Origin of the sequence: Streptomyces sp. NRRL S-244 (assembly GCF_000717915.1) — a bacterium.
Lineage (GTDB): Bacteria > Actinomycetota > Actinomycetes > Streptomycetales > Streptomycetaceae > Streptomyces.
In genome coordinates this window covers 39,413-53,240 of the sequence record NZ_JOCX01000018.1, presented here as the reverse complement: position 1 = coordinate 53,240, position 13,828 = coordinate 39,413, and the positions used below count along the sequence as shown (strand labels likewise).

The window sequence follows — 13,828 nt, the reverse complement described above, 5'->3', positions numbered from 1 at the left end:
CATCGGCACCCCTGCGGGGCCGATTTCCGGCCCTCCCACTCCGTCCGTGCGAACCGCACGTGCGTCCTGGTGCAAAGGGCCTCCCGGGCGGACGACCCCATGTCGCCCGCTGAGACTCGACACCCGTGGATCGGGCATCGACCTGAAAGGGATATTCCCCGATCAGGCCCGGCCATGCCATGGCATATGACGGACGCTCGGTGAATCCCTGGTGAAGGCCTTGCAGGGGGGACGGCCGGGGCCGAGGGGGCGTCAGCCCGCCCGGCCGTCAGGCTCCGTAGCGCCGGTGGCGGGCGGCGTAATCGCGCAGTGCCCGCAGGAAGTCGACCTTGCGGAAGGCCGGCCAGAACACCTCACAGAAGTAGTACTCCGAGTGGGCGCTCTGCCACAGCATGAATCCGGACAGCCGCTGCTCGCCGCTGGTGCGGATCACGAGGTCCGGGTCGGGCTGGCCGCGCGTGTAGAGGTGCTCGGCGATGTGGTCGATGTCGAGGATCTCGGCGAGCTCCTCGAAGGAGGTGCCCTTCTCCGCGTGCTCCAGCAGCAGCGAGCGGACCGCGTCGGCGATCTCCTGGCGGCCGCCGTAGCCGACGGCGACGTTGACCAGTATCCCGTCCACGTCGTGGGTGGCCTGCTCGGCCTCCTTGAGCACGGACTGGGTCTGCGCGGGCAGGATGTCGAGGTTGCCCACGTGGTGGACGCGCCAGCGGCCGTCCGCGGCGAGGCCCCGGACGGTGTTCTCGATGATGTTGAGCAGCGGGCGGAGCTCGACCTCCGGCCGGTCCAGGTTGTCCGTGGACAGCATCCACAGGGTGACGACCTCGACGTCCGTCTCGGTGCACCAGCCCAGCATCTCGGAGATCTTGTCGGCCCCCGCCTGGTGGCCCTGCTCCGTCGTACCTCCGGACGCCTTCGCCCAGCGCCTGTTCCCGTCCAGGATCACGCCGATGTGCTTGGGCGACGCGTCATGGTCGAGGCGGCCTTCCACCCGGCGTGCGTAGAGCCTGTACACCAGGTCGCGCAGCTTCACGATCTTCGAGCCCCTCCGTGCAATGCCCCCGTGCGAATTGCGGTCCCTCCCCCGGTCCGCCACATTACTGCGCGGCGGGATCGGGTACCCAACTCGGTCTGTCACAAGTCCGTGATAGGGAGGACAACGTGACTGATAACAATCCCTATCGGGCAGAGCCCTCGCGCTACGACTCCATGGAGTACCGGCGCACCGGCCACAGCGGCCTCAAGCTCCCCGCCATCTCCCTCGGCCTCTGGCACAACTTCGGCGACGACAAGTCCCTGGAGTCCCAGCGGGCGATCTTGCGCCGGGCCTTCGACCTCGGCGTCACCCACTTCGACCTGGCGAACAACTACGGCCCGCCCCCCGGCTCGGCCGAGCTGAACTTCGGGAAGATCTTCGCGCAGGACTTCGCCTCGTACCGCGACGAGCTGATCCTCTCCACCAAGGCCGGCTACTTCATGCACGAGGGGCCCTACGGCGAGTGGGGCAGCCGGAAGTACCTGATGAGCTCGCTCGACGCCTCGCTGAAGCGCATGGGCGTGGACTACGTCGACATCTTCTACTCGCACCGCTTCGACCCGGAGACCCCGCTGGAGGAGACCATGGGCGCGCTCGCGTCCGCGGTCCAGCAGGGCAAGGCGCTGTACGTGGGCGTGTCCTCGTACACGGCCGGGCAGACGGCCGAGGCGGCGCGGATCCTGCGCGAGATGGGCATCCGCCCGCTCATCCACCAGCCCTCGTACTCCATGATCAACCGCTGGACGGAGGAGGACGGGCTGCTGGACACCCTGGAGGAGGCCGGCATGGGCTGCGTCTCCTTCGCGCCGCTCGCGCAGGGGCTGCTGACCGGCAAGTACCTGAAGGGCATCCCGGAGGACTCCCGTGCGGCCGCGGGCAAGTCCCTGAGCCCGGACCTGCTGTCGGAGGACGTGGTCCGCCGCCTGGCCGGCCTGAACGAGATCGCGGCGCGCCGCGGGCAGTCGCTGGCGCAGCTGGCGCTGAACTGGGTGCTCCGGGACGAGCGCATGACCTCGGCGCTGATCGGCGCTTCGAGCGTGTCCCAGCTGGAGCAGAACGTGGCGGCACTGGGCGGTGCGCCGCTGTCGGAGGAGGAGCTGAAGGAGATCGACTCCTTCGCCGTGTCCACCCCCGGCACGAACATCTGGGCCCAGCGCGGCTGACCTGCGCTTTTGTGCGTGGGGTGGTGGAAACAAAAAACGGGCCGGTCCGTGGGGGGGATACGGACCGGCCCGAGGGGGGGGTTCCACCATAACCCTTCGTAAAGCCTGATGCGTGCATCGGCGCAAGATGATTACGCTCCGAAACCGCCCAGCAGCACTGCGGTGAGGGCTCCGGCGGCCATGAAGGGGCCGAACGGGAACGCCGTCCGGCGGCCCGCGGGGCCCCGCAGCACAAGGGCGAGCCCGTACAGGGCGCCGTAGAGGAACCCGAGGAAGGCTCCGGCGGCCCATACCCCCCAGCCGTACCACCCAAGAGTGACCCCGAGCGCGAGCGCCAGCTTGACGTCGCCGAAGCCCAGGCCGGCGGGGTTGATGAGGAAGAGCAGGAGGTACGCCCCTGCCAGCGCGCCCCCGCCGATGAGCGCCCCCGTCCAGGACCCCCCGGACCCGGGTACGAGGGCCGCGACCCCGAGTCCGGCGGCGAGGGCTCCGGCGAGGGGGAGGGTCAGCACGTCGGGCAGCCGCTGCACGGTGAGGTCCACGATCCCGAGCAGGAGCAGCACCGGCACGGCCGCGACGAACACGACCCCTTCGGGCCGCCCCCCGACAGCACCACCCAGTACCCCGCACACCACCCCGGCGGTCCCGGCGGCCCGCCCGAGGCCCACTCCGTACGTATGGCGAGGGCGGACGGAGGGGCGGGCGAAGGGGCGGGCGGGCGCGGCGTGTCCGGCGTCGCGGCAGTGCGGCAGGCCCAGCCAGCCGGGGATGGCGTGACCCTCGGGGCAGCGGTCGCGCCACGCGGCGTCCGGCTCGACCGACAGGCGGTACGCCGCCCGCGGCACCAGCAGCCCCGCGGCCACGCCGTAGGCGACCGCGGCGGCGGTGATCACGAACAGGCCCATCCGCCGACCGTAGGCGCAGACACCGGCACCCGCATGGGCCCGGGGGCCCAACCACCCCTACCCTGCCGCCATGACCACCAGCAACGGCCTCCTCCGGCTCGGGCCGGACCTGCCGGCGGTACCCGTGGAGATCGCGGCCTCCTACCGCGCCCGCACCCGCGGGCTCCTCGGCCGCGACGGCATGCCCGGCGCCGCCCTGCTCCTCACCCCGGCCGGCAGCGTGCACACGTTCCGGATGCGGTTCGCGATCGACGTCGCGTACCTCGACCGCCGCCTGCGCGTCATCGCCCTGACCACCATGGACCCGAACCGCCTCGGCCTCCCCCGGCTCCGCTCCCGGCACGTCCTGGAGGCCGAGGCCGGCGCCATGGCCGCCTGGGGCCTGCGCGTCGGGACCCGGCTGGACATCGAGGGGCCGGACGACCTGACCCGTCTCGGCCGCAGCCGGCCGCGGCTAGGCGCCGCGCGAGGACGGCGGTAGGTTGGGGCGGTTGAGCTGGGGTCTCAGGGGAGCGGCATGACGGAGAACGCGCGGATCAAGGCGCTGGAGCAGATCATGCCGGCGACGCACGGCGCCGACGAGGACATCGACTGGCCGGCTGTCGAAGCCACCTGGCGCACCCGGTTCCCGGCCGATTTCATCGCCTTCATGGGCCGCTTCGGCGCCGGCTCCATCAACGGCGAGGCCAGCATCCTCCTCCCCCTCCCCAAGCCCGGTCTCCAGTGGGACCCGGCCGAGATGGCCGAGGAGACCGCCAACGCCCGCCAGCTCTGGGAGGCGGAGGGCGGCCGGGCCGCCTTCGGCGTCGACCCCGAGTCGATCATCGCGTGGGGGGTCACCGGCGGCTCCGACATCCTCTGCTGGCTCACCACCGACCCCGACCCGGACCGCTGGCCCGTCCTGGTGGTCGGCCGGCACACCGCCGACGCCTTCGCCGTGTACCCGTACGGCATGGCGGAGTTCCTGTACCGGCTCTGCTCCGACGAGTTCGACGTGAGCCCGGTCAGCATCACCTTCTGGGACGGCGGGCACCTCAGCTTCGTGCACTGGCGCAAGGCCCAGCGCCGCTGGCAGGAGGGCCGCAACCCCGAGACGGGCGAGCCCGACCCGTACGCGGGCGAGTTCGCCGACTGACCTGATCCGGACGCCCGACCCGTTCCACAGCCCCAATGGGCCGGAATCGGGCCATTCGGCATGTCTACGCGCGTCCGACTTGTTGATCACATATCGGAAAACACCAGCCGGAAAAGCCGCAGTTGGAGCATTGACCACAAGTTCCGCCCCAATGGAATCAACCGCCCGCGCACAGGAGAGAATTCCGGCCAACGGGCCACGGACGGACACCCCAGCCCGGAGCAACTCATAAGTAGTAACGGGACTCAAAAGAAATCCAGGGGAATACACCCGTGCAACGAAGAATCTTCGGCCCGGCTACGACCGCAGTCGTGCTCGGTCTGCTGATACCACTGTCCGGATGCGGCGATTCAGGCAACAGCGCAGGTGACAGCGGTACGCTCCGCCTGGTCGCCGCGGAATACGGGGACAGCCAGGCCACCAGTTCCAAGGCCTACTGGGACAAGGTGACGGAGGATTTCAGCAAAACCAACCCCGGTATCAAGGTCGAGGTCCAGCTCCTGCCCTGGGCCGACATCGACCGCGAGGTCTCCCGTATGGTCAAGAGCGGCAATGCGCCGGACATGGCCCTCATGGGCTCGTACTCGGACTTCGCGGCGCAGGACAAGCTCTATTCCGCGGACGAACTCCTCTCGGTCACCGCCGAGGCGAACTTCCTCCAGCCGCTGGCCGAGGCCGGCTCGGTCGGCAACACCCTCTACGGCCTGCCCTGGGTGGCGAGCAGCCGGCTCCTCTTCTACAACCAGGGCCTGTTCAAGCAGGCCGGCGTCAGCGAGCCCAAGAACTGGTCCGACCTGAAGTCCGCCGCCAAGGCGCTCAAGGAGAAGGGCGTGAAGTACCCGTACGCCCTCCCCCTGGGCCCGGAGGAGGCGCACGCCGAGGCGATGATCTGGGAGCTCAGCAACGGCGGCGGCTACGCCGACAGCAGCGGCAACTACAACCTGGCCTCCGACCAGAACATCCAGACCTTCCGCTGGCTCAAGGACAACCTGGTCGGCCCCGGCCTGACCGGGCCCGTCCCGCCGTCCCAGCTCAACCGCGCCGACGCCTTCGCCGCGTTCACCCGCGGCGAGGTCGGCATGCTGAACGGCTATCCGCAGCTCCTGCACGAGGCCCGCGCCAAGGGCATCGACGTGCGCACCGCGCCCATGCCGGTCTCGGACACCCTCGGCTCCGGGGAGAGCACGCCGGCCGTGGGCGTCGCCGACTGGATGATGGCGTTCAAGCAGCACGGCAAGCGCGTGGAGATCGGCAAGTTCCTGGACTTCATCTACCAGGACAAGAACCTGTCGGACTTCGCGGGCCGCTACCACCTGCTGCCGTCGACCGTCTCGGCCTCCCGCAATCCCTCCGGCGGCGGCCTCGACAGCAACGACCAGTTCTTCCTGACCGCCCTGCGCGGTGCGCAGTTGTACCCGGTGAACGACCCGTCGTGGGTGACGGTCAGCGACACCATCAAGCGCAACATCGGCCGCGCCGTGGAGCCGAACGGCGACGCGAAGAGCGTCCTGGAGGAGATCGCCGCCAAGGCGAACGAGGAAACCAGGAAGAGGCACTGACGGAAGCGGCACTGCCCGCCGAAACTTCTGAACATCCCGTCCGACACGGGACTTTCGACCCTGTCGCACCCCACCCCGTGCGGCAGAATGACTGCCACGGCTCTTGATCCAAGGCCGCGGACCAGTCGCCGCCGACCACCCACAAGGTGCGCGGGGCGGCCGGCCCTCTCCTTCTTCTCCCCTCCCCCTCCCCCCCCTTTTTCCCGCCTCCGGGTCAGACCTTGCCGTTCTCCGTCGAGAACGCCGTCCGGTACTGCTCGCAGCTGGAGTCCCAGCGCAGCGTGCCCGTGAGCGTCCCGTAGCCCGTGCGCGTGACCGACCACTCCACCGTGTACTCACCCGTGTCGCAGGCGATCCGCTTCCCGCCCGGGACCTTGGCGCGCCCCGTCGCCGGCCGGTCCGCCAGCTCCTGGTGCACCTCGACCGCCTTGGCGTGGTCCGAGGAACGGCGCAGTACGGCGTGCACGACGATCGGGTGCTTGCCGTCCTTGGTGGTCACGGCCTTCTTCACCAGCGTCGAGTCCGACACCGCCCAGCCGAAGTCGAACGACGGCTGCCACGCGAGGGTCTTGGGGTCGGCGACCTTCCGCTCGTAGTCGGGGGCGCCCGAGGGGCCGGGGCGGGTGACCATCTTGTACTGCACTCCGGGGTAGAAGCGGAACTGCCCTTCCACCTTGTGCATCTCGTCCTTGGTCCACTGCGACTTCATCGCCTTCTCGCCGCCGGCCGGGTCCTGGAGGTACGTGCCGTCCGCGGCGGTGGCGGCGGCCTGGCCGAGGGCCGGGGCGAGGGCCGCCGCGGCGGTCGCGAGGGCGAGAACGGCGGTACGGGTGCGCTTCATGCCCGGCCCAACGGGGACCCGCGGCGGGCTGAAACGAGGCCGGGCGCGCTTTCACCCGTACGGGATCCGCCGCGGACGACGCGGGCTGCGGCTCAGGCCTGACCCGTCTCGAAGCGGCTGATGCGGCCGCTGTCGGTGATGAACCGCCAGGCGGTGCGCATCTCGCCCCAGGTGTCGTTGCGGTAGTTGACGATGAGGGCGAGGCCGCCGTCGGACTCCTTCTCGACGTCCATGTGCCCGCCGGAGGAGAAGATCTCCCTGTCGGCCCACTGGGCGATGTCCCGGTCCGAACCGTCGTCGGACATGGTCGCGTCCGGGGTGAGGACGGCGTGGAAGGCACTGCGGTCGCCGGCGTTGACGGCGGTGACGAAGGCGCGGACGGTGGGGTCGGACAGCTGGTCCGGTGCGATCACGGGGGCCTCCTGGGGCGGTCGTACGGGCTTCGTACGGGCTGTGTGCGGGCTGTGTGCGCGACCAGGGAACACCGCGGGCGGCGCCGGGGCGGCGACCTTCACCCGTTCGCCACCGGACGGCGTGTCAGGAGCCGTCCGGGGCGGTGCGGACGGGGAATCCGGTGGGGCGGCCCTGGTCCTTCAGCCAGTCCAGTACCTGGTCGAGGGCCGCGACGGTCTGGGAGCGGTTGCCGCCGCCGTCGTGGAACAGGACGGTCGGACCGTTGCCGATCTCGCTCTTGACCGCGTTGACGATGGCGGCGACGCCGGGCTTCCCGAAGTCCTTGGTGTCGACGTTCCATCCGAGCGGGCGCATGCCGTTCGCGGCGGCGATGCGGCGGCTGTCGGGGGTGAACGCGCCGCCGGGGGCGCGGTAGTACTCCACCTTGGCGCCGCCGCCCGCCGCGTCCTCGATCATCTTCTTCGCCTCCAGGATCTGCTGCTCCTGGTAGGCGAGGGGCTTCTTGTCCATGGTCGTGTTGTGGTCCATGGTGTGGTCGCAGAGCCGGTGGCCGGCCGCGACGACGCGCTTGACCAGCTCGGGGTGGGCCCTGGCCTGCGGTCCGATCATGCAGAAGGTCGCCTTCACGTCGTACTTCTTCAGTACGTCGAGGACCTTGGGGGTCCACTGGGGATCCGGGCCGTCGTCGATGGTGATGTTGACCGCGTTGCCCCCGCTTTCGGAGGCGTGGGCTATGCCGTCGGGTATGCGCGACTGCGGCGCGCCGCCGTTCTTCGCGCCGTCGTTCTCCGCGCCACCGTCGGGAGTGCCGGTCCCGGTCTGGCGTGACACGTTCTCGTGCGCTGGCTGCTGTCCGGCCCCGTGGCCCGGTCCGACGAAGGTCGCCACCCCCCACACCGTCCCGGCCACCGCGGCGGCTGCCGCCACGACGACCGCCCCGGCCCGGATGCCCTGCCTGTTCGCGCGCGCCATGAAGCCCATGGACCGTCCCCTCCCCGTCCGTTCCCCGTCCGTTTTTGTGTGCGCTCTCCTCTCCAGGACGACCGGTGAAGCAGACGGGTTCCCGCCAATTCCCCCATAAAATCCAGCTAATAGGACCTTGGTCCTTGATCCTCCCGATTTGGACCCCACCTGAAACAGGACGGAACCAGATCAACCTCCCCTGCATCACGCGTACTCACCTACCCCACGGGACACGGATTCAGCCCATGAAAAGACCCGGCCCCGGCGGAAGATCCGCCGGGGCCGGGCTGGTGAACGTCAGGGGTCAGGGGTCAGTGCGCGAGGGACTCCGCCTGAGCCTGCGCCGCGTTGCCGTCGGCCGCGTCGCCGGCCTTGGCCGGACCCGCGCCCCGCAGCGGGACCTCCTTGACGAACCAGGCCGCCACGAAGCCCAGTACGGCGACAACCGCACCGAGGAGGAACGCCGAGTGCGTACCGGCGGCGACCGCGTGCTGGTAGGCCTCGCGGATGGTCGGCTCCAGCTTGGCGAGGCTGGCCGCGTCGAGCTGGGCCGAGCCCGCGGCCTTGGCGGCACCCGGACCCAGACGGTCGGTCATGGTCTGGGTGACCTGGCTGGTGAACAGCGAGCCCATCAGGGCCACGCCGAACGAGCCGCCGAGCGTACGGAAGAGGGTGGCCGAGGAGGACGCGACGCCCATGTCCTTCATGTCCACGCTGTTCTGCGCGACCAGCATGGTGATCTGCATCAGGAAGCCGAGGCCTGCGCCGAGGATGGCCATGTAGACGCCGGACATCAGGCGGGTGGTGTCGGTGTCCATCTGCGCGAGCAGGAAGAGCCCCACGACCATGAGCGCGCCGCCCGCGATCGGGAAGATCTTGTACTTGCCGCTGCTGGTGGTGACCCGGCCCGCGATCAGCGAGACGACCATCATCGAGAGCAGCATCGGCAGGAGCAGCAGGCCGGAGTTGGTGGCGGAGGCGCCCTGGACCGACTGCTGGAAGAGCGGGAGGTAGAGCACGCCGCCGAACATCGCGAAGCCGACGAGGAAGCCGATGACCGACATGAGCGTGAAGTTGCGGCTGCGGAAGATGTGCAGCGGCATGACGGGCTCGGCGGCCTTGGTCTCGACGAAGAGGAACGCGGCGATCGACAGGATGCCGACGACGATCAGGCCGATGATCTGGCCGGAGCCCCAGGCGTACTCGGTGCCGCCCCAGGTCGTGACGAGCACGGTGGAGGTGATGGCGACGGTCAGGAGGGCCGCACCCAGGTAGTCGATCTTCGGCCGCTGAGCCCCGGTCTTCTTCGGCAGGTGCAGGACGGCGGTGACCATCGCGAGCGCGACGGCGCCGAGCGGCAGGTTGATGTAGAAGGACCAGCGCCAGCCCAGGTGGTCGGTGATGGTGCCGCCGACCAGCGGTCCGCCGATCATGGCGAGGGCCATCACCCCGGCCATCATGCCCTGGTACTTGCCGCGCTCACGGGGCGGTATCAGGTCGCCGATGATCGCCATGACGCCGACCATCAGACCGCCGGCGCCGAGGCCCTGGACGGCGCGGAAGCCGATCAGCTGGGCCATGTCCTGGGCCATGCCGCTGAGCGCGGAGCCGATCAGGAAGATCACGATGGAGGTGAGGAAGGAGCCCTTCCGCCCGTACATGTCGCCGATCTTCCCCCAGATGGGGGTGGAGGCGGCGGTGGCCAGCGTGTACGCGGTGACCACCCAGGAGAGGTGCTCCAGGCCTCCGAGCTCGCCGACGATCGTCGGCATCGCCGTACCGATGATCATGTTGTCGAGCATGGCGAGAAGCATTGCGATCATGAGTGCCATGAGGACGACACGGACGCTGCGCGGCTTCACCTCCTCGGAGATCTCCGCCGCGTTTGTGTTTTCAGCCATGTCACTCCCCGTTTACCCATGCGCTCCGGGCCCTTACTTGCCGCCCGGCTAGTTCACTACACTGGGGAAGGTAGACCCGTCACTAGCCGGGCGTCAAGTAAGTAGTTTGGGGATAGCCATGTCCAGTAGCAGTCCGCACGCGCGCCGCGGCAACACGCGCCAGCGCATCCAGGACGTCGCGCTGGAACTCTTCGCCGAGCAGGGGTACGAGAAGACCTCGTTGCGCGAGATCGCGGAGCGGCTTGAGGTCACGAAGGCGGCGCTGTACTACCACTTCAAGACCAAGGAAGACATCATCATCAGCGTCTTCGAGGACCTGACGAGGCCGATCGACGAGCTGATCGACTGGGCGAAGCGGCAGCCGCGGACGCTGGAGACGAAGCGCGAGGTGCTGCGGCGCTACAGCGAGGCGATGGCGGCGGGCGCGCCGCTGTACCGCTTCATGCAGGAGAACCAGGCGACGATGCGGGAGCTGAGCATCGGCGAGACGGTCAAGCGCCGGCTTTTCACCCTGGTGGAGCTGTTGCGGACGGAGGACGGGCCGCTGACCGACCAGGTGCGGTGCGTGAGCGCACTGTTCACCCTGCACGCGGGGATGATGTTCCTCCAGCACGTGGAGGGCGACCCGGAGGAGACCCGGCTGGCGGCCCTGGAGGTCGCGACGGACCTGATCACCCAGGCCCACCAGGCGTCCTGAGGGCGGGGCGCCTCCAAGTCCCACCGTTCACCCGTTCCGGGGGTTTGGGCACCCGATCGCTACTCTCCGTAACCGAATCGACTACCTTGAGTGATGTGCGCCACCCGGATCGGCCGGTACGGCGCCTGAGCCAAGGACACCGCCATGCCATTCCGCGCCAGGTACGCACTCGTGAGCGCCCTCACCCTCATGACCCTGACCACCGCCCCGGCCACGGCCGCACCACCCCCCGCTCCCCTCGACTACACCGCCCTCGGTGACTCGTACAGCGCCGGCGCCTTCGTCCGCCCGTGGGCCGCCGATGACGGCTGCGGGCGCTCCACCCTCAGCTATCCGCAGCAGACCGCCCGCCGTCTCAACGTCCGTCTCACCGATGTCACTTGTTCCGCCGCCGAGGTCAGAGCCGGCATTCTGGAGCCACAGACCGAGTTCACCGGTCCCCCGTCCGTGCCGCCCAAGGGCGGCTGGGCCCCCCGGCCGGCCCAGATCAAGGCCGTCACCGCCGCCACGGACCTCGTCACCCTCGGGATCGGCGGCAACTCCGTCGGCTTCGCCGACATCGTCACGAAGTGCGTCGAGCAGGGCATCGCATCCTTCGGAACCGGCAGCCCCTGTTCCACCCACTACACCCGCGGCTCCGGCACCAGCTGGCTCGACGGCAGGATCACCGCCCTGGAGGCGGACTTCGCCGCCACCCTCAAGGACATCCGGACCCGGGCACCCCACGCCAAGGTGGCGGTCGTCGGATACCCGGCCGTCGTCGCCGAAAGCACCGGCTGCTCCTTCGGGTCCTGGCGCCAGCTCGGCACCGTCACCAAGGGGGACATGCCCTTCCTCGACGCCCTGGAACGCCGGGTCAACACGGTCCTGCGCACCGGGGCGCAACGCGCCGGCGCCGTCTACGTGGACACGTACACCTCCAGCACCGCCCACGGCGTCTGCGCGCCCTCGGACCAGCGGTGGATGTACGGCATCAAGGACAGCCTCACCGGCTCCGGCACCCAGACCGACCCGCCCTCCGGCCTCTGCCGCAGGATCCCCGCCACCGGCGAAGCCTGCACGGTCCTCCACCCCAACCTCCAAGGCACCACCCACCAGGCCGACTTGGTCACCCAAGCCCTGACGGGGCTGGGGGCAGCCAGGAGATGACCCCGGAGTCCTCACGGTCGGCGCCAGGAATCAGGGTTCAGGCGGCGAGGTAGCCGTACATCAGTGTGCTCGTCTCCATGGCGCAGCCACAGGGGCGCGGCTGGTGGGAGCGCTACCGGGGCTCGCTGTCGGCCGCGAGGCTCGACATGATTCGGCACCCGAGTACGTTGCGGTCGTCCACGAGGCGGCGCTGCGCATGCGGTTCGGTGGGCGCAAGGTGGCGCGGGCACAGTTGGAGCACCTGCTCCGCGCATCGGAGCGGGACAACGTCGTCCTGCGCGTCCTGACCTTCGAGGCGGAGGGATTCCCGGGCGCCGGCCAGACGGTCAACTACCTGGAGGGGCCGGTGCCGCAACTCGATACCGTGCAGATCGACAGCGCGCACGGCGCCGAATTCCTGCACACCGAGGCGCAACTATCGAAATACCGTGCCCAGCTGGACTGGATGGAGCGGATCAGCCTGCCGCCGGGCCCATCGCGGGACTTCATCCACCAGCTGGCTCGCGAACTCTAAGGGGACACGATGGCCGACATCACGTGGGAGGACGCCTTCTGCGGCGAAGGCGCGAGCTGCTACCGGCTCGGGGTGGACGGGGAAGGGCGGAGTTACATCGCGGTGGCGGGTCAGGAGGCGGCGTACCTCAGCGACACGGCGGACGCGCTCCGGCAGATGATCCGGGACATCAAGGCCGGGAAGGCCGATCACCTGCTGGCCGACTGAACGGCTTCGACGCGGTCGACCGGATGAACTCGGCGAGGCCGTCGGCGTACCGGTCGGGGTGGGTGAGGTGGGGGACGTGGCCGTCCCCCTCCAGCGTCCGCATCCGCGCCCGGCCGCCGAGCGCGGTCGCGAGCTTGCCCACGATCACCGGGAACCACGGCGGGCTCTCGCTGCCGAAGGTCAGCAGCGCGGGGCCGGGGAAGCCGGCGAGGCGGGCGAGGTCGAGGCGCGCCCAGTCCGGGTCGCCGTGTTCGTCCGCGAACGTGGGGGCGTTCGCGGTGAACGTCTGGCGCACCCGGTCCGGCAGTTGCTCCCAGGCGCCCGGGCCGATGGCCACGTCCTCCACGAACCGCTGCGCGCCCGCCCGGTCCTCGCCCGCATGCAGGGCCGCGAGGACGCCGTCGAGGGCGGTCTCCATGGCCTGGAGCACCGGGCGGAGCTCCCGGTCCCCGTCGCCCACGATGTCCATGAGCGGGGGCTCGTGCGCGGTCAGGCTGCGCAGCAGCTCGGGGCGGCGGGCGGCGAGGCCGAGGGCGGTCGAGGCGCCGAAGGAGTTCGCGGCCACGTGGGCCGGGGCGCCGAGGATCTCGATGAGGGAGGCGAGGTCGTCCTCGTCCTGGCGCCGGCTTCCCTGGCCCGGCGGGCGCTCGCTGCGGCTGTGGCCGCGCCGGTCGTAGACCAGTACGCGGAACGACCGCGCGAGGCGGGGGACGACGCGCTGCCAGGTCTCGTGGTCGACCCACGAGCCGTGGACGAGGACCAGGGGTTCACCCTCGCCCACGACCTCGTAGTAGAGGTCCACGCCGTTCACGCGAGCCCGTGCTGCCGCCATGCCGAGTCTCCTCACGGGGGTCCGGGGGTTGAGTGCTCGCGCAGACACATACCGCGGGGCGGGGGACGGCACACCTGGCCGCGGATCAGGTGAGGCGGCGGTCCTCGGGGGTGATCGGGATGTCGTTGATGCTGGCCTCGCGGCGGCGCATCAGCCCGTTGTCGTCGAACTCCCACTGCTCGTTGCCGTGGCTGCGCCACCACTGGCCGGAGGCGTCGTGCCACTCGTACTCGAAGCGGACGGAGATCCGGTTTCCGGTGTAGGCCCAGAGCTCCTTGCGGAGCCGGTAGTCGAGCTCGCGCTCCCACTTCTCGGCGAGGAACTCGCGGATCTCGTCGCGGCCGCTGAGGAAGCGGTCGCGGTTTCGCCAGAACGAGTTCTCGGTGTAGGCGAGGGCGACGCGCTCGGGGTCGCGGCTGTTCCAGGCGTCCTCGGCGGCCTGGACCTTGGCGCGGGCGGTCTCCTCGGTGAAGGGCGGCAGGGGCGGGCGTACGGCGGCGGGGTCGGCCATGGCG

Annotated in this window: 15 protein-coding genes and 1 pseudogene; 8 read left to right on the top strand and 8 right to left on the bottom strand. The window is 70.0% G+C overall.

Going from position 1 to position 13,828, the window contains the following annotated elements; translation table 11 throughout:
• Positions 1–268: 268 nt before the first annotated feature.
• Complete coding sequence (locus IF02_RS0122195; RefSeq protein ID WP_030159549.1) at positions 269–1,030, bottom strand: isoprenyl transferase; 762 nt, start codon at positions 1,028–1,030, stop codon at positions 269–271.
• 128 nt (positions 1,031–1,158) lie between these two features.
• On the opposite strand from IF02_RS0122195, the gene mgrA reads away from it, so the two are divergent.
• Positions 1,159–2,196 (top strand): L-glyceraldehyde 3-phosphate reductase, encoded by a 1,038-nt coding sequence (gene mgrA, locus IF02_RS0122190; RefSeq protein ID WP_030159548.1) that lies wholly within the window; start codon positions 1,159–1,161, stop codon positions 2,194–2,196.
• Between the two features lie 131 nt (positions 2,197–2,327).
• Here mgrA and IF02_RS0122185 read toward each other — a convergent pair whose 3' ends face one another.
• Positions 2,328–3,101, bottom strand: coding sequence for a prepilin peptidase (locus tag IF02_RS0122185; protein WP_030159547.1), 774 nt, complete (start codon positions 3,099–3,101; stop codon positions 2,328–2,330).
• 70 nt (positions 3,102–3,171) lie between these two features.
• On the opposite strand from IF02_RS0122185, the gene IF02_RS0122180 reads away from it, so the two are divergent.
• From IF02_RS0122180 to IF02_RS0122170, 3 genes are all read left to right on the top strand, one after another.
• Positions 3,172–3,582: a DUF192 domain-containing protein gene (locus tag IF02_RS0122180; RefSeq protein WP_078622247.1), complete on the top strand. Its 411-nt coding sequence runs from the start codon at positions 3,172–3,174 to the stop codon at positions 3,580–3,582.
• Between the two features lie 36 nt (positions 3,583–3,618).
• Complete coding sequence (locus IF02_RS0122175) at positions 3,619–4,236, top strand: SMI1/KNR4 family protein (RefSeq protein ID WP_030159545.1); 618 nt, start codon at positions 3,619–3,621, stop codon at positions 4,234–4,236.
• 311 nt (positions 4,237–4,547) lie between these two features.
• On the top strand, positions 4,548–5,795 hold the full coding sequence (locus IF02_RS0122170; protein ID WP_234318299.1) for an ABC transporter substrate-binding protein: 1,248 nt from the start codon (positions 4,548–4,550) through the stop codon (positions 5,793–5,795).
• Positions 5,796–6,009: 214 nt separating this feature from the next.
• Here the strand turns inward: IF02_RS0122170 and IF02_RS0122165 are convergent, their stop codons facing one another.
• From IF02_RS0122165 to IF02_RS0122150, 4 genes are all read right to left on the bottom strand, one after another.
• On the bottom strand, positions 6,010–6,636 hold the full coding sequence (locus tag IF02_RS0122165; protein WP_030159542.1) for a hypothetical protein: 627 nt from the start codon (positions 6,634–6,636) through the stop codon (positions 6,010–6,012).
• 92 nt (positions 6,637–6,728) lie between these two features.
• The gene (locus IF02_RS0122160) at positions 6,729–7,049 is read right to left on the bottom strand and encodes a hypothetical protein (RefSeq protein ID WP_030159540.1); all 321 of its coding nucleotides are present in this window, start codon (positions 7,047–7,049) and stop codon (positions 6,729–6,731) included.
• Between the two features lie 124 nt (positions 7,050–7,173).
• Complete coding sequence (locus tag IF02_RS0122155; protein WP_030159533.1) at positions 7,174–8,022, bottom strand: polysaccharide deacetylase family protein; 849 nt, start codon at positions 8,020–8,022, stop codon at positions 7,174–7,176.
• Positions 8,023–8,324: 302 nt separating this feature from the next.
• The gene (locus tag IF02_RS0122150) at positions 8,325–9,914 is read right to left on the bottom strand and encodes an MDR family MFS transporter (protein WP_030159532.1); all 1,590 of its coding nucleotides are present in this window, start codon (positions 9,912–9,914) and stop codon (positions 8,325–8,327) included.
• A gap of 118 nt (positions 9,915–10,032) precedes the next feature.
• Here IF02_RS0122150 and IF02_RS0122145 point away from each other — a divergent pair, with 118 nt between their 5' ends.
• From IF02_RS0122145 to IF02_RS0122130, 4 genes and pseudogenes are all read left to right on the top strand, one after another.
• Positions 10,033–10,611, top strand: coding sequence for a TetR/AcrR family transcriptional regulator (locus IF02_RS0122145; protein ID WP_030159531.1), 579 nt, complete (start codon positions 10,033–10,035; stop codon positions 10,609–10,611).
• Between the two features lie 144 nt (positions 10,612–10,755).
• Positions 10,756–11,760, top strand: a complete 1,005-nt coding sequence (locus IF02_RS0122140; RefSeq protein ID WP_030159530.1) for an SGNH/GDSL hydrolase family protein — start codon at positions 10,756–10,758, stop codon at positions 11,758–11,760.
• A 56-nt stretch (positions 11,761–11,816) separates the two neighbouring features.
• Positions 11,817–12,274: pseudogene (locus tag IF02_RS32605) on the top strand (DUF5753 domain-containing protein); the annotation flags it as partial.
• A gap of 9 nt (positions 12,275–12,283) precedes the next feature.
• A complete protein-coding gene (locus IF02_RS0122130) occupies positions 12,284–12,481 on the top strand; it encodes a hypothetical protein (protein ID WP_030159529.1) in 198 nt (65 codons plus the stop codon).
• On the opposite strand, the gene IF02_RS0122125 is transcribed toward IF02_RS0122130, so the two are convergent.
• Both IF02_RS0122125 and IF02_RS0122120 read right to left on the bottom strand, forming a co-directional pair.
• Complete coding sequence (locus IF02_RS0122125) at positions 12,444–13,313, bottom strand: alpha/beta fold hydrolase (RefSeq protein ID WP_030159528.1); 870 nt, start codon at positions 13,311–13,313, stop codon at positions 12,444–12,446. The two genes, IF02_RS0122130 and IF02_RS0122125, sit on opposite strands and share 38 nt — an antisense overlap.
• Positions 13,314–13,398: 85 nt before the next feature.
• Positions 13,399–13,824 (bottom strand): nuclear transport factor 2 family protein, encoded by a 426-nt coding sequence (locus IF02_RS0122120; protein ID WP_030159526.1) that lies wholly within the window; start codon positions 13,822–13,824, stop codon positions 13,399–13,401.
• Positions 13,825–13,828: the final 4 nt, after the last annotated feature.

Excerpts from the sequence above, each read along its gene's own strand:
- IF02_RS0122120 (WP_030159526.1), bottom strand. The coding sequence starts at position 13,824 with ATGGCCGACCCCGCCGCCGTACGCCCGCCCCTGCCGCCCTTCACCGAG.
- IF02_RS0122140 (WP_030159530.1), top strand. The coding sequence starts at position 10,756 with ATGCCATTCCGCGCCAGGTACGCACTCGTGAGCGCCCTCACCCTCATG.
- IF02_RS0122180 (WP_078622247.1), top strand. The coding sequence starts at position 3,172 with ATGACCACCAGCAACGGCCTCCTCCGGCTCGGGCCGGACCTGCCGGCG.
- IF02_RS0122145 (WP_030159531.1), top strand. The coding sequence starts at position 10,033 with ATGTCCAGTAGCAGTCCGCACGCGCGCCGCGGCAACACGCGCCAGCGC.
- IF02_RS0122165 (WP_030159542.1), bottom strand. The coding sequence starts at position 6,636 with ATGAAGCGCACCCGTACCGCCGTTCTCGCCCTCGCGACCGCCGCGGCG.
- IF02_RS0122155 (WP_030159533.1), bottom strand. The coding sequence starts at position 8,022 with ATGGCGCGCGCGAACAGGCAGGGCATCCGGGCCGGGGCGGTCGTCGTG.
- IF02_RS0122175 (WP_030159545.1), top strand. The coding sequence starts at position 3,619 with ATGACGGAGAACGCGCGGATCAAGGCGCTGGAGCAGATCATGCCGGCG.
- IF02_RS0122150 (WP_030159532.1), bottom strand. The coding sequence starts at position 9,914 with ATGGCTGAAAACACAAACGCGGCGGAGATCTCCGAGGAGGTGAAGCCG.
- IF02_RS0122185 (WP_030159547.1), bottom strand. The coding sequence starts at position 3,101 with ATGGGCCTGTTCGTGATCACCGCCGCCGCGGTCGCCTACGGCGTGGCC.
- IF02_RS0122125 (WP_030159528.1), bottom strand. The coding sequence starts at position 13,313 with ATGGCGGCAGCACGGGCTCGCGTGAACGGCGTGGACCTCTACTACGAG.
- IF02_RS0122130 (WP_030159529.1), top strand. The coding sequence starts at position 12,284 with ATGGCCGACATCACGTGGGAGGACGCCTTCTGCGGCGAAGGCGCGAGC.